The following is a 14,172-nucleotide window of genomic DNA, read 5'->3' as shown; positions in this document are numbered from 1 at the left end:
GTCTTGCTTCGTCCGCTGGGCGACCGAGGTCGTCCCGACGAAACGGTTCAGATGTCGAGGAAGCGCACGTCCTTGGCGTTGCGCTGGATGAAGCTGCGGCGGGATTCGACATCCTCGCCCATCAGCACCGAGAAGATCTCGTCTGCGGCCGCGGCGTCGTCGATGGTCACCTGTCGCAGCGTCCGCGTGACGGGGTCCATCGTGGTCTCCCACAGCTCCTTGGGGTTCATCTCACCCAGACCCTTGTAGCGCTGGATGCCGTTGTCCTTGGGGATCCGCTTGCCCGAGGCCAGCCCGTCGTTGAGCAGGGCGTCGCGCTCGGGGTCCGAGTACACGTACTCGTGCGCCGAGTTCGACCACTTCAGCCGGTACAGCGGCGGCATCGCGAGGTAGACGAAGCCCGCCTCGATGAGTCCGCGCATGTAGCGGAACAGCAGGGTCAGCAGGAGCGTGGTGATGTGCTGGCCGTCCACGTCGGCATCCGCCATCAGCACGATCTTGTGGTACCGGGCCTTCTCGATGTCGAAGTCCTCGCCGATGCCGGTGCCGAACGCCTGGATCATCGCCTGGATCTCGTTGTTGCCCAGTGCGCGGTCCAGGCGCGCCCGCTCGACGTTGAGGATCTTGCCGCGCAGCGACAGGATGGCCTGCGTGTGCGGGTCGCGTCCCTGCACCGCCGAGCCGCCGGCCGAGTCGCCCTCGACGAGGAAGATCTCGCTGATCGACGGGTCCTTGCTCGTGCAGTCCTTGAGCTTGTCGGGCATGGATGCCGACTCGAAGACGCTCTTGCGTCGTGCGGTCTCGCGCGCCTTGCGGGCAGCCAGTCGGGCGGTCGAGGCGTCGATCGACTTTCGGATGATGTTCTTGGCCGCGGTCGGGTTGCGGTCGAACCAGTCGCCGAGCCGATCGCCGACCACCTTCTGCACGAACGCCTTCGCCGACGTGTTCCCGAGCTTCGTCTTCGTCTGGCCCTCGAACTGGGGCTCGGACAGCTTGACCGAGATGACCGCGGTCAGGCCCTCGCGCACGTCCTCGCCGGACAGGTTGTCGTCCTTCTCCTTGAGCAGGTTGTTGGCGCGCGCATATCGGTTCACCAGCGTGGTCAGCGCCGCGCGGAAGCCTTCCTCGTGCGTGCCGCCCTCGTGCGTGTTGATCGTGTTCGCGTAGGTGAACACGTTCTCGGTGTAGCCGGTGGTCCACTGCATCGCCACCTCGAGCGAGATCTTGCGCTCCGTGTCCTCCGATTCGAAGTCGATGATCTCGTCGTTCACGTGCTCCGCCTTGCGCACGCGGTTGATGTACTCGACGTAGTCGACGAGTCCTCGTTCGTACAGGAACGTGTCGTGTCGCTGCGAGACGACATCGATGCCCTCGGCATCCTCCGTCACCTCGATCGCCTTCTCGCGCTCGTCCTGGAGAGTGATCTTCAGACCCTTGTTCAGGAACGCCATCTGCTGGAACCGCACGCGCAGCGTGTCGTAGTCGAACTCGACCGCATCGAAGATCGACCCGTCGGGCCAGAACGTGATGATCGTCCCGGTCTCGTCGGTCTCTTCCCCGCGCTCCAGCGGCCCCTGCGGCACGCCGCCGTCGGCGAACGTCTGCCGCCACGCGTATCCCTCGCGCTTGACCAGCACCTCGAAGCGGGTGGACAGCGCGTTGACCACGGATGAGCCGACGCCGTGCAGACCGCCCGAGACCGCGTAGCCGCTGCCGCCGAACTTGCCGCCGGCGTGCAGCACGGTGAGCACGACCTCGACCGTGGACTTGGTCGGGTCGGAGGAATGCGGACCGACCGGGATGCCGCGGCCGTTGTCGATGCATCGGATGCCGCCGTCGGCGAGGATCGTGACCTCGATCAGATCGCAGTACCCGGCGAGGGCCTCGTCGACCGAGTTGTCGACGATCTCCTGGACCAGGTGATGCAGTCCGCGCTCACCGGTGGAGCCGATGTACATGCCCGGACGCTTGCGGACGGCCTCGAGTCCCTCGAGGACCTGGATGGCGTCGGCACCGTAGTCGTTCTTTCCGGGTGTGGCGGGCTTCGCCGAGTGCTGCTCGCTCGCCTGCGCGGACTCGTTCTCCGGTGCATCTGACGTCATAGGTATCCCGCGCTCCAGTCGTCTGTGGTGACGTTCCCATCTTACCAAGAGGTGGCTGTAAAAGCCCGCCATACGCCCCTCTGCGGGCAGAAAAGGGACGAGATGGGTCCCGAACGTGGGTCACCCGTAGGTATCGCGCGGGCCGCGCCCTGGAACGGCTCTGGGACCCCATTTCCACGAGGGGACGTCCGGGCCGATGAACCGGATGCTGTCGACCCCGGCGTCCGGATACCGTCGCAGGATCTCGGTGAGGATGTGGGCCCGCATCAGCTGGAGCTGCTTGGCCCACGCGGTCGAATCGCACTGGACCGTCAGCATCCCATCGCTCAGGGCGACCGGACGCGTGTGCCGGGCCGTCTCGTCGCCCGCCACCTCGTCCCACTCCCGGACCAGGTCGGCGCGCGCCAGCTGGGAGTCCCACCCCGCCTCATGCGTGAGCGTCGTGAGCACGTCGCCGACGCCCTTCGGGTCGCGGCCGAGGCTGAACGGCTGGTTCTCGTCGTCGTCGCCGCTGCGGCGCCGGCGTCGACGCCTGCGGTGCGCGGACGGCTCGAGGCCGCGCAGCCGCAGGTAGGTCGCGATCGTCTCGGGGACGGCATCCTTCTCATCGCCCATCTGCGGGCTCCGCGGCGGGGATGGCATCGGCCGGGAGGATCGTGCCGGCCTCGACCCGGACGACATGCGCGCGCAGCGCGTCCGGCACATCGGGCTCGACCGCGGCGGTGACGATCACCTGTTCGTACCCGGCCGCCATGCCGGCCAGCCGCTCGCGCCGGTCGGCGTCGAGTTCGGCGAACACGTCGTCCAGGATCAGAACCGGATCGCCCAGGAGCGAGCGCTCCCGCAGAAGCTCGGCCGACGCCAGGCGCAGGCCCAGGGCCATCGACCACGACTCACCGTGCGAGGCATACCCCTTCACCGGCAGACCGCGCACCCGGAGCAGCAGATCGTCACGGTGCGGGCCGACCAGGGTCACTCCGCGGTCCAGCTCGGCGGACCGTCGGGCTGCGAGCGCGGCGCGGAACAGCTCGGGGTGTCGCCGGCGGCCTCTGCGGTCGCGGCATCCGCGCCCTCTTCCGGGTCGGCGCCGCGCACCGACAGCATCCACTCGAGCTCCGGGGCGTGATCGGCGCCGGCGATCGCCGCGTAGGCACGGGCGAGCGGCGCCGACATCTCGGCGCTGAGCGCGGCACGGGTGTCGATGACCTCGGACCCCAGGACGACGAGTTTCTCGTCCCACACCTCGAGCGTGGACAGCTGATCGCCGCGGATCCCGCGCGCCCGGGCTGACTTGAGCAGGGCATTGCGCTGCCGGCAGCACGCGGTCGTAGTCGGCGAGCACGCCGCTCATCCGCGGTGCGCGCTGGATCAGGAGCTGATCGACGAAGCGGCGCCGCGCCGACGGATCTCCGCGGACGATCTGCAGGTCTTCGGGGGCGAAGAGGACCACCTGCGCGTAGCGCGGCAGTTCGGCGGGCCTGATCGGGGCGCCGTTGACCCGGGCCTTGTTCGAACCCTGTCTGTTGATCTGCAGCTCGAGCTGCACCCGACGCTCACCGTGGGCGAGTCGGGTGCGGATGATGGCGGCGTCGGCGCCCTCCCGCACCAGCGGCGCGTCGGTCGAGACGCGGTGGGACCCGAGGGTGGCGAGGTACGCGATGGCTTCGGCGAGGTTCGTCTTGCCCTGGCCGTTGCTTCCGACGAACAGGTTCGGACCGCGGTCCAGCGTCACCTCGGCGGCCGCATAGTTGCGGAAATCCACCAGGCTGAGCTGCTCGACGATCACCGGATCAAGCCTACCGACGGCATCCCCCGCCGCCCATCTCCCGCCGCCTCTGCGCCCGCTCCACCCCTGGTCCAGTTCCGCGAAATCGTACGATTTGGCCGAAACCACATCAGACTTGGCCGAAATTGATGTGCACTCGGCCGGATCGTACGATTTCGACGAGAAGGCAAGCTGGGGAGGCGGGAAGACGCCGGCGGAGTCAGCGCAGCGAGCAGGTTGGGCTCGAGCAGGTAGCGGAAGCTGTCTTCGCCGCCCTTGTCGACCGAGGTCTGCGGGGTGATCAGCACCGGGCTGAGCTTGTTCTGATTCTCGGTCGACGTGAACGTGACGCGCGCGAACTCGCTGCGCACGGCGGCGAGCGCCTCGAGCAGATACTGCGGGTTCAGTCCGAGCGTGACGTCCTCGCCGACCAGCGTGGCATCGACGGACTCGCTCGCCCGCGCCTGCTCGGTGCCGGAGGCATCCATCGAGACGGTGTCGGGCGTGAACGTGAACCGCAGCGGTGCGGACCGGTCGAGCACGAGCGACACGCGCCGCACCGCCTCGGTGAGGTCGGCGGTGTTGACGACGGCGTGGTGCTCGGTCTGCTCCGGGAACAGCCGACGCACCGGCGGAAAGTTGCCCTTGATCAGCAGCGAGGTGACGGTCTTGTTGCCCGAGGTGAAGGCAATGATCTCGCGGTCGCCGGCACCCGAGAACGAGACCGCGATCTCGCCGCCGTGCGAGAACGTCTTGCCCACCTCGATGAGGGTGCGTGCCGGGACGAGGGCCGATGTGGTGTCTTCGGATGCTGCGGTCCCGCCGTCCCACGGGATCTCGCGCAGCGCGACCCGGTACCGGTCGGTCGCGACCAGGCTGAGCCGAGTGCCACTGACCTCGAGCTTGCACCCCGGTCAGCACCGGAGTGACGTCGTCACGGGATGCGGCGAAGGCGACCTGCGCGATCGCTGTCGCGAAGTCGTCGGCGGGAACGAGTCCCTTCTCGCCGCTCACCTCGGGAATGGCGGGATATTCCTGCACCGGCATCGACGCCAGCATGAACCGCGCGGATCCGCAGGTGAGCGCAATCCCCTCGTCTTCGACCTCGATCTGGATCGGGGCGTTGGGCAGCCGGCTGGCGATGTCGGACAGCAGCCGCCCGTGCACGAGGATCGTGCCCGGGTCGTCGACGCTCGCCTCGATCGTGGTGCGAGCGGATGCCTCGTAGTCGAACGCCGATAGGGAGAGCCCGGATTCGCTCGCCTCGATGAGCACGCCGGCGAGTATCGGCTGAGGATTGCGCTGGGGCAGGAGCTTCACAACGAACGAGACGGCCTCGCTGAAGACATCGCGACCTACGTGGAACTTCACTTGCGCTCCCTTGAGATGGGCGTGGGTTTTCTCATGCTAGTGCCCTTCGCGCTGGATGCCGATGCCGGGATTTCCGAAGCGGACGCTCACACCCCGCGCCGTCGAGGTGATCGGAGTTCCCTCAAATCGTTAACTATCTGTCATGGTGTTAACCGCTGTGGAATCTGTGGATAACTCGGTGGATCGTCTGCGGCTCTAAGGAACTACACGCGTGTGAGATGTGGACGTCCTGCGGAATCCCGGGGACAGAGCGGTTGTGGACAACCAGAGTGCCCCGCCGGTTATCCACAGTGGGGCGGTCCATCGCTCACAGAGAATGACATTCGCCGACGAGTTCTCCACAAGTTATCCACACTGTGCAGAACGCGAATTGTGGTGGTGCCGAGGGGTGGTTGTCAAGAGTCGATCTGTCCGCAGCATCCCGAATGCGTCCCCAGACCGCCCTCCGGCGGTCAGCGACCGTTGCGGCCGAGCTGCGCGGTGATGTCTGTGACGTGGTTGAAGATCGACCGGCGCTCCTTCATGAGGTCGCTGATCTTCTTGTACGCGTACATCACCGTGGTGTGATCGCGTCCGCCGAACAGCTGCCCGATCTTCGGGAGGGACAGGCTCGTCCGCTCGCGGCACAGATACATCGCGATCTGGCGCGCCTGCGCGACGGCCTGCGACCTGCTCGAGCCGTACAGGTCGTCGACCGACAGCTTGAAGTAGGCCGCAGTCGCGGTGATGATGTCGGTCGGCGAGATGATGTTCGCGTCATCCTGATCGACGATGTCGCGGAGCACCGTCTGTGCCAGCGACATGTCGAGGGTCGAGTGGTTCAGGCTCGCGAACGCCGAGACGCGGATGAGCGCGCCCTCGAGTTCGCGGATGTTCGATGAGACGACCGTGGCGATGTACTCCAGCACCTCGTCCGGGATCTGCAGCCGCTCGCTCTGCGCCTTCTTGCGCAGGATCGCGATGCGGGTCTCGAGGTCGGGCGCCTGCACGTCGGTGATCAGTCCCCACTCGAAGCGGCTGCGCATCCGGTCCTCGAAGCCGGTCAGGTGCTTCGGCGGCACGTCGCTGGTGATCACGACCTGCTTGTCGTGATCGTGCAGCGTGTTGAAGGTGTGGAAGAACGCCTCCTGCGTCTCGGCGCGCCCTTGCAAGAACTGGATGTCGTCGATCAGCAGGATGTCGACGTCGCGGTATCGGGCCTGGAAAGCGGAACCGCGGTTGTTCGCGATCGAGTTGATGAAGTCGTTCGTGAACTCTTCGCTGGAGACGTAGCGAACGCGGATGCCGGCGTACATGCTCTTCGCGTAGTCGCCGATCGCGTGCAGGAGGTGAGTCTTGCCCAGCCCCGAGTCGCCGTAGATGAACAGCGGGTTGTAGGCCTTCGCCGGTGCTTCGGCGACGGCGACCGCGGCGGCGTGCGCGAACCGGTTGGACTGGCCGATGACGAAGCTGTCGAACGTGTACTTCGGGTTCAGCCGGGTGTCGTTGCGGGTGCCGGCGGACGGCTTGCTCCACACGTTCGACCGGCGAGTGCTCCACCGTCGGCGACGGCGCGGTCTGCACCGGGATGGCCTCGGTCAGGTGGGTGTCGGTGATCTCCGGATTGACGACCACCCGGAAGGAGTTCACCTCGTCACCGGCGTGCTCCAGGGCCTCCATGATCGGTGCGCGCATCCGCTTGTTCATCTGCGCGGCCGTCAGGTCGTTGGGCACATCGATGTAGAGGATGCCGCCCATCACGCCCTGCGGGACGGCGAGATGCAGGAACCCCCACATCTGCGGGGTGATCCGGCCGTCGGCTTCGAGCAGGTGGAGAACGCTCGCCCAGATCGGAACGTCAGGACTCTCCTGCTGCACGATGGCCCCCCGGCGGAAATGTGACACAGGCGGCGGACCCGCGACTCAACCTGTGGATAACTTGCCCGAGCAACGCTAGTCAGCAGGTGCTCGGAGAGCAAACTCCACTGTAGATCCCGGTCGCGTGTCCCTTCCAGGGTTCCTGCGGCCGCTGTGGATAATGTCTGAGCGAAGTCGGCCGGTTTGAGTTATGTTCCGCCACGACGTAGCCTTAATCGGTTGACGTATGCCCTCCCGGCATGGTCCCCATTCGTCGTCTCCGGGCACATGACCCGGTGAACCTCCGGAGTGATCCCATGAGCAAGCGCACTTTCCAGCCCAACAACCGCCGTCGTGCCAAGAAGCATGGCTTCCGTGCCCGCATGCACACGCGCGCCGGTCGTGCCATCCTCTCTGCTCGCCGCGGCAAGGGCCGCAGCGAGCTGTCGGCCTGATCTGATCCTGGTGCTCGCGCGGCCGAACAGGTTGACCCGCGGTGCGGAATACAAGACCGTCGTCCGCAGGGGCGTCAAGTGCGCCGGTTCGCACACGGTGACGTACGTGGTGTCCTCCGGTGAGGACCGCGCAAGCCCGGTTCGGGTTCATCGTGAGCAAGCAGGTCGGTTCCGCGGTCACACGGAACACCGTCCGTCGTCGACTGAAGGCAGTCTGTGCCGAGGCGCTGCCGGAGGTCCGGCCGGGGGCGGATGTCGTCATCCGCGCGCTGCCGGGATCAGCGGGCGTTGACTTCCGCCAGCTGCGTGCCGAGGTCTCCCGCTGTCTGGCCCGGAGGGCGGCGTGAGCGTCACGACGCTGCCGGCGGCGTACCTCGGCGGCGGGACCTTCCGTGACTCGGGACTGGGTCGCAGCATCCCTCTTCTTCCACGGAACGCGCTGCTTGCGCTGCTCCATGGATATCGAGCGACGATCTCACATGCCTACGGCGACGTGTGCCGCTACTATCCCTCGTGCTCCGCGTACGCCGTGGGCGCGGTGCAGCAGCACGGCGCGGCGAAGGGCGCGGCTCTCGCGGCATTGCGCATCGCCCGCTGCCACCCGTGGGCGGCCGGTGGCGTCGACGACGTCCGGCCCCACGCACACTTCCGCTACGAGCTGACTCCGCACGGATTCGTCGTGCCCCCCAGAAAGGACTGATCCGTGCAGGATCTGCTGTTTCTCGCTGCCACGAGCACGCCGTCACCCACCGACGCGGCCGCCGGCGGCGGCTTCGACCCCATCGGGTTCATCCTCTGGCCGCTGAAGTGGCTCGTCGAGCTCATTCTGGTGGCCTTCCACGCGCTGTTCACCGCCATCGGAATGAACCCGGCTTCAGGTCTGACCTGGGTTTTATCCATCATCGGGCTGGTGGTCGTGGTTCGCGCTTGCGCTCGTTCCACTCTTCGTCAAGCAGATCAAGAGCCAGCGCAAGATGATGGAGATCGCGCCCGAGCTGAAGAAGGTTCAGGCCAAGTACAAAGGCAAGCGCGATCAGCTCTCACGCGAGGCGATGAGCCGCGAGACGATGGCGCTGTACAAGAAGAACGGCACCTCTCCGGTCTCGGGCTGTCTGCCGATCCTCGTGCAGATGCCGGTGTTCTTCTCGCTGTACAGCGTGCTGTCCACGATCAAGACGAACGCCGAAGCCGGACACGGCGGCATCTTCTGGCTCACGAACGAGCTGACTCAGGAGTTCTACAACGCCAAGCTGTTCGGGGTCGCGTCGCTGCACGAGTCGCTCCAGGGCACGCTTCAGACCAAGCCCGAGGGCTGGCAGACCACGGTCACCATCATGGTCACGCTGGTCGTCCTCATGATCGCGTCGCAGTTCTTCACTCAGCTGCAGATCGTCTCGAAGAACCTGTCGCCCGAGGCCAAGCAGGGCCAGGCGTACAAGATGCAGCGGATGATGGTCTACGTCCTGCCGTTCGCCTTCGTCTTCTCCGGCGTGTTCTTCCCGCTCGGTGTGGTGATCTACTGGTTCACCTCGAACATCTGGACCGCCGTGCAGCAGTTCATGGTCATCCGGAATCTGCCGACGCCGGGTTCTCAGGCGGCGAAGGAACGCGAGGAGCGGCTGGCCAAGCGCGGCAAGGCGCTGGACGCCAAGGGCAAGATCATCCCGATGGAGAAGTACGTCGCCGAGCAGGAGCGGCTGCTCGCCGAGGCCGAGAAGGCCAGGGCGGCCGCACCCAAGCGGCAGCAGCCGATGAGCAAGCAGCGCGCCAAGAAGCAGACATCCAAGCAGACCCCCTCCGGGCCGGGCGACTCGCCCGGAACCCCGTCCTGACTCCCTGAAACCCAAGGAAGCTCATGTCCACGACAGAGACCTCGTCATCCGCTCCGCTGGAGGATCGTTCGGCAACCGTCGAGCAGCTCGAGGAAGAGGGCGATATCGCCGCCGATTTCCTGGAGGGGTTGCTCGACATCGCGGATGTCGACGGTGACCTCGCATTGGATGTCCGCAACGGCCGCGCCTACGTGTCGGTCGAGGCGCCGGATGCCGGTGCTCTGGGCGGGCTCGCGGACCCTGACACCGTGCAGGCCGTTCAGGAGGTCACGCGGCTGGCCGTGCAGAACCGCACCGGGCGGTTCTCGCGGCTCATCCTCGACATCGGCGGGTCCCGGGATGCGCGTCAGCAGGAGCTGGCACACCTGGTGGACCGCGCCATCGAGCGACTGGATGCCGGCGCATCTCAGGCGTCGCTGCCGGCGATGTCCAGCTACGAGCGCAAGCTGATCCACGACATCGTCGCGGACCGTGGGCTCGTGTCGGAGTCGTATGGCGAGGGGTCGGACCGCCACACGGTCATCCGTCGCCCGTGATGTTTCACGTGGAACATCATGTCTGACGAGATCGCCGAGCTCGAGTCGGAGCCCGCTGCCGCGGCCGACATCTTCGGCGGCCGCGTCGAGTTGGCACGGCGTTTCACCGCGGCATTGGCACAGCACGGCGAAGAACGCGGCCTGATCGGACCGCTCGAGCGCCCTCGGCTGTGGTCACGACACATCCTGAACAGCGCCGTCATCGCGCCCCTGTTCTCGGGACGGGTCGGGGACGTCGGCTCGGGTGCGGGCCTGCCCGGTATCGTGCTGGCCATCGCGCGCCCGGATGTGGAATGGGTGCTGATCGAGCCGATGGAGCGGCGCGTCGCCTGGCTGGAGGAGCAAGCGGATGCCCTGGGGCTCGCGAACGTCGAGGTCGTGCGGGCACGCGCCGAGGATTGGAAGGGCGGACCGGTTCTGGATGCAGTGACCGCCCGCGCTGTGAGTGCCCTGCGCACCCTCGTTCCGCTCACCGCTCCCCTGGTCCGCGACGGCGGAGAACTCGTCCTCTTGAAGGGCATGAGCGCCCCGAAGGAGATCGAAGCCGCGCAGAAGCAGATCCGGCGCTTCGACTTGTCTGATGTGCGCGTGGAGATTGTCGGCGACGGGCTTATCCCCGACCCATCGCGTGTCATCCGCGCGCGCGTTCGCGCCTGACGCCTGCGCGGAGCGAAGTCGGTTGCGGCCCGCCCCTGCGTTTCACGTGAAACGGCTGTCGCGGTGACGTCATTGAAGTATCTGATGCGCGGTGACGCGCCGGGGGTGCGCCCCCATGTTGGCGGTTCCCGACGGACCGGCCGGTGGTGGCTCGCTGTTGCGCGCCTCTACGGTGGTGGGCAGACGGGCCCGAAAATCAATGCGGACCGAACGCCGCTTTCAGGGCGACCGCCAATGGAGCATGTTGGTGCCGCGGCACCCGGGCCGGCGGGACGCGCGGCCCTATCGCCGGGGTCGCCGGGAGCGAGCCGCGAACCGTGATCACAGGAACGGCCGGGGAGCGAGGAGAGTCCGCCGATGTCGGCCACGATCGACAGCACCGCGGTGGAGGTCACCCGCGCACCCGTCCCTGATCAGGAACGGCGCGACCAGCGTCGCGCGCATTGCCGGTCCCCGCTGCTCGCGCAGTCCGATGTCGGCCATCGTCAGGCGATCGCGGCCGGCTGATGGCTGTCGGCTGATCGGTCGATCGGCGGGACCCGCGGAGCGCCAGTTTTGGACCCCTGCCACTTCCGCGATCGCGGACGAGCTGTTTCACGTGAAACGTCACCCGGCCGGGCTCGGCGTGCGCGCCTGATGTGCCCGCTGGTCCTGGTCCTGGTCCTGCCCACTTCTAGTGTGGGGGATGTGATGTGTCGGGAATGTTGCAGGAGGCTGGCGGCAAACAACTCCGGCAGTACCCGATGCGCGATTCCGCATGTCCGCTGCGCGGAGGCAGACCGTCGGCGCTGCAGGCACCCGAGCCCATTCACGAATCCGCCGTAGGTCCCTTCGCTACGGCGGCGTTGCCGTTGCCCGTTTCACGTGAAACCACCTGGAGTGGCCTGTCCATTACCGTGGGAACGCCACGACGGGCGATCCGTCCGCGGAATTGTGGGACGGGGACCGCCGTCTGGAATCGCCCGCACAACGTATCGCCCATCCACGTGTGGCGTCGTTCCACGTGAAACATGCGAGACGATGTCATCGACAACTCAGAGAGGCCGGGGAGTGCGGGTCCGCGATTCGCGCGCGGCAACACCGGATGCGCCGTTCCCTATGCCCTCCCGACCGGCACGCCGCTGAACCGGCTGTTCGTCACGCTTGTCAGTGCGTCGGCACTGCGTCTCGCATGAGAGCTCGAGTGGGCATGCGTCCCTCGCTGATCCCCCGATGACCGGTCCGCCGGCCCGTTTCAGGTGAAACGACGGGATCGCCCGGGACGCCAACGAGCAGGCCGCGCCCGCTCGCGCAGCCTGCAGTGCCTGCACCCGGACCGACATACCCGAAGCTCGATGAAGATGCGTTCGCCGACACGCGACCCAGTCCACAGCATCCCCGCGCCCACAGCATCCCGCGCCGACAGCATCCCTGTCGCCGAAATCGTACGACTTGGCCGAGACCACATCAATTTTGGCCAAGTTTCATGTTCACTCGGCCAAATCGTACGATTTCGCGCAGGAGGGGCCGCGCGGGGGTGGGATCGACGGGAGCGGGTGCGGCGTCAGGGAATGGGGGATGCGGCGCCTAGACTGGACGGCAGGTCGATCGCACGTGCAGAGGGAGTGTGTTTCACGTGAAACAAGCCGAGAACGCGGGCATCACGGCCTTCGACCCTCTCGACGATGACAGTCCGATTGCGCGTGAGCTCGCTGACCTGTCGGCCCGCCGCCGCATGCTGGAGGCGACGACCGTGGAACTGCCGGGCGTCACGCGTGTGATCACCGTGTCGAACCAGAAGGGCGGCGTCGGCAAGACGACGACTGCCGTCAACCTGGCCGCGGCGCTGGCATCGGTCGGCGCCCGAGTCCTGGTCATCGACCTGGATCCGCAGGGGAACGCGTCGACCGCGCTCGGCATCCCGCACAGCGCGGACACCCCGAGCGTCTACGACGTCCTGATCGACGAGTTCCCGATCTCGGACATCGTCCAGACCAGCCCGGAGTCGGACCTGCTCACCTGTGCGCCGAGCACGATCCATCTCGCCGGCGCCGAGATCGAGCTGGTCTCTCAGGTCGCTCGTGAGCACCGACTGCGAACGGCACTGGACGACTATCTGGCCACGGTCGACGAGAAGCCGGACTTCGTCATCATCGACTGCCCGCCGTCCCTGGGCCTGCTGACGATCAACGCCTTCACTGCGGCGACCGAGGTGCTCATCCCGATCCAGTGCGAGTACTACGCGCTTGAGGGGCTCAGCCAGCTGCTGGGCAACGTGCGCATGATCCAGAAGCACCTGAACCCGCGCCTGCACGTCTCCACGATCATGCTGACGATGTTCGACGCCCGCACCCGGCTGGCGCAGCAGGTGGCGGACGAGGTGCGCGCACACTTCGCCGAGCAGGTGCTGCACACCGTCATTCCGCGGTCCGTGCGCGTCTCCGAGGCCCCGAGCTTCGGCCAGACCGTGATCGCGTACGACGGCCAGTCGGCCGGCGCGGTTGCCTACCGCGAAGCCGCGGTCGAAGTCATCCAGCGGTACAACCACACGCACGAGGACGCGGCTGCGTCAGAGGGAGGCGCCTGATGGCGGCCAAACGAACGGGACTCGGACGAGGCATCGGAGCCCTCATCCCGACTGCGGAGGCGACGATGGAGCGCCCCGTCGACGTCTTCTTCCCAGGGGCGGCCACGCGCACCACCGCGACGATCGCCAAGCCCCAGGACGAGGCGCTGGCCCCGGCCCCGGCCGAGGACGAGACGCCGGACCTGGTCGAGGTCCCCGGCGCGCGCCTGGTCCGCATCGACCCGCACCGCATCGTCCCCAACCCGCGCCAGCCGCGCACAGACTTCGACCCGGACGATCTGGCCGAGCTGGTCCACAGCGTGCGCGAGTTCGGCGTGCTGGAGCCGGTGGTCGTCCGCCAGAACGGCAACGGAGACTACGAGCTGATCATGGGCGAGCGGCGCACGCGCGCCGCGCGCGAGGCCGGACTCGAGTCGATCCCGGCGATCGTGCGCGACACGGCGGACGAACACCTGCTGCGCGACGCCCTGCTGGAGAACCTGCACCGGTCCGAGCTCAACGCCTTGGAAGAGGCATCCGCATATCAGCAGCTGCCTCGAGGACTTCGGCATCACCCAGGAGGAGCTGGCCTCGCGCATCGGCCGTTCGCGTCCCCAGATCAGCAACACGATCCGGCTGCTCGAGTCCCCGTGCCGGTGCAGCAGCGCGTCGCCGCAGGGGTGCTGACGCCCGGCCACGCGCGGGCGATCCTGTCGCTCGACGACGTCGAGGCGATGCAGCGCCTGGCCGACAAGATCGTGAACGAGGACCTCTCGGTCCGGGCGGCCGAGGCGGCCGCGAAGGCGAAGGATGCTGCGGGCACGCGCAGCCTTCCACCCAAGGCCGGTGCCCGCCAGGCGTATCTGAACGAGGTCGCCGACCGGCTGGGCGACCGCCTGAACACCAAGGTGCGGGTCGCGCTGGGTGCGCGAAAAGGCCAGATCACGGTTGATTTCGCCACTATCCAGGACTTGAATCGCATCCTCGCTGAGCTGGGCGAGTCGACGTACGGCGCCTGACCGGCACGCCGGGTCGCGATGGCGCCGAGTCGTCGCGGCTCACGTACCCTGGAA

Annotated in this window: 11 protein-coding genes and 3 pseudogenes; 9 read left to right on the top strand and 5 right to left on the bottom strand. The window is 67.1% G+C overall.

Annotation, left to right across the window (positions count from 1 at the left end; all coding sequences use genetic code 11):
- Positions 1-47: 47 nt before the first annotated feature.
- The 5 genes and pseudogenes from gyrB to dnaA all read right to left on the bottom strand — a co-directional run.
- Positions 48-2,102 carry a DNA topoisomerase (ATP-hydrolyzing) subunit B gene (gene gyrB, locus L2X98_RS10365; RefSeq protein WP_259610857.1) on the bottom strand — a complete coding sequence of 685 codons (2,055 nt, stop codon included), beginning with the start codon at positions 2,100-2,102 and terminating at the stop codon, positions 48-50.
- A gap of 120 nt (positions 2,103-2,222) precedes the next feature.
- A complete protein-coding gene (locus L2X98_RS10360) occupies positions 2,223-2,717 on the bottom strand; it encodes a DciA family protein (RefSeq protein WP_259610856.1) in 495 nt (164 codons plus the stop codon).
- Positions 2,707-3,888 (bottom strand): DNA replication/repair protein RecF, encoded by a 1,182-nt coding sequence (locus L2X98_RS10355; protein ID WP_259610855.1) that lies wholly within the window; start codon positions 3,886-3,888, stop codon positions 2,707-2,709. The genes L2X98_RS10360 and L2X98_RS10355 overlap by 11 nt, the downstream gene beginning before the upstream one ends.
- A gap of 209 nt (positions 3,889-4,097) precedes the next feature.
- A pseudogene (gene dnaN, locus L2X98_RS10350) lies at positions 4,098-5,238 on the bottom strand (DNA polymerase III subunit beta); the annotation flags it as partial.
- Between the two features lie 452 nt (positions 5,239-5,690).
- A pseudogene (gene dnaA, locus L2X98_RS10345) lies at positions 5,691-6,728 on the bottom strand (chromosomal replication initiator protein DnaA); the annotation flags it as partial.
- Between the two features lie 663 nt (positions 6,729-7,391).
- Here dnaA and rpmH point away from each other — a divergent pair.
- The 9 genes and pseudogenes from rpmH to L2X98_RS10300 all read left to right on the top strand — a co-directional run bounded on the left by rpmH (position 7,392) and on the right by L2X98_RS10300 (position 14,118).
- The gene (rpmH, locus tag L2X98_RS10340) at positions 7,392-7,529 is read left to right on the top strand and encodes a 50S ribosomal protein L34 (RefSeq protein ID WP_259610854.1); all 138 of its coding nucleotides are present in this window, start codon (positions 7,392-7,394) and stop codon (positions 7,527-7,529) included.
- A gap of 119 nt (positions 7,530-7,648) precedes the next feature.
- Positions 7,649-7,876 (top strand): ribonuclease P protein component, encoded by a 228-nt coding sequence (gene rnpA / locus L2X98_RS10335; RefSeq protein WP_354002741.1) that lies wholly within the window; start codon positions 7,649-7,651, stop codon positions 7,874-7,876.
- A complete protein-coding gene (gene yidD / locus L2X98_RS10330; protein ID WP_435526187.1) occupies positions 7,873-8,229 on the top strand; it encodes a membrane protein insertion efficiency factor YidD in 357 nt (118 codons plus the stop codon). The genes rnpA and yidD overlap by 4 nt, the downstream gene beginning before the upstream one ends.
- Before the next feature lie 15 nt (positions 8,230-8,244).
- Positions 8,245-9,361, top strand: a pseudogene (gene yidC, locus L2X98_RS10325) (membrane protein insertase YidC).
- A 23-nt stretch (positions 9,362-9,384) separates the two neighbouring features.
- Complete coding sequence (locus tag L2X98_RS10320; protein ID WP_259610852.1) at positions 9,385-9,897, top strand: Jag family protein; 513 nt, start codon at positions 9,385-9,387, stop codon at positions 9,895-9,897.
- Positions 9,898-9,915: 18 nt separating this feature from the next.
- On the top strand, positions 9,916-10,554 hold the full coding sequence (gene rsmG, locus L2X98_RS10315) for a 16S rRNA (guanine(527)-N(7))-methyltransferase RsmG (protein WP_259610851.1): 639 nt from the start codon (positions 9,916-9,918) through the stop codon (positions 10,552-10,554).
- 357 nt (positions 10,555-10,911) lie between these two features.
- On the top strand, positions 10,912-11,061 hold the full coding sequence (locus tag L2X98_RS10310) for a hypothetical protein (protein ID WP_259610850.1): 150 nt from the start codon (positions 10,912-10,914) through the stop codon (positions 11,059-11,061).
- A gap of 1,108 nt (positions 11,062-12,169) precedes the next feature.
- On the top strand, positions 12,170-13,120 hold the full coding sequence (locus L2X98_RS10305) for a ParA family protein (protein ID WP_435526186.1): 951 nt from the start codon (positions 12,170-12,172) through the stop codon (positions 13,118-13,120).
- Positions 13,120-14,118, top strand: a complete 999-nt coding sequence (locus L2X98_RS10300; protein ID WP_259610849.1) for a ParB/RepB/Spo0J family partition protein — start codon at positions 13,120-13,122, stop codon at positions 14,116-14,118. The genes L2X98_RS10305 and L2X98_RS10300 overlap by 1 nt, the downstream gene beginning before the upstream one ends.
- Positions 14,119-14,172: the final 54 nt, after the last annotated feature.

Origin of the sequence: Microbacterium elymi (assembly GCF_021582895.2) — a bacterium.
Classification (GTDB): Bacteria; Actinomycetota; Actinomycetes; order Actinomycetales; family Microbacteriaceae; genus Microbacterium; species Microbacterium humicola.
This window is presented reverse-complemented; position numbering and strand designations above follow the sequence as displayed.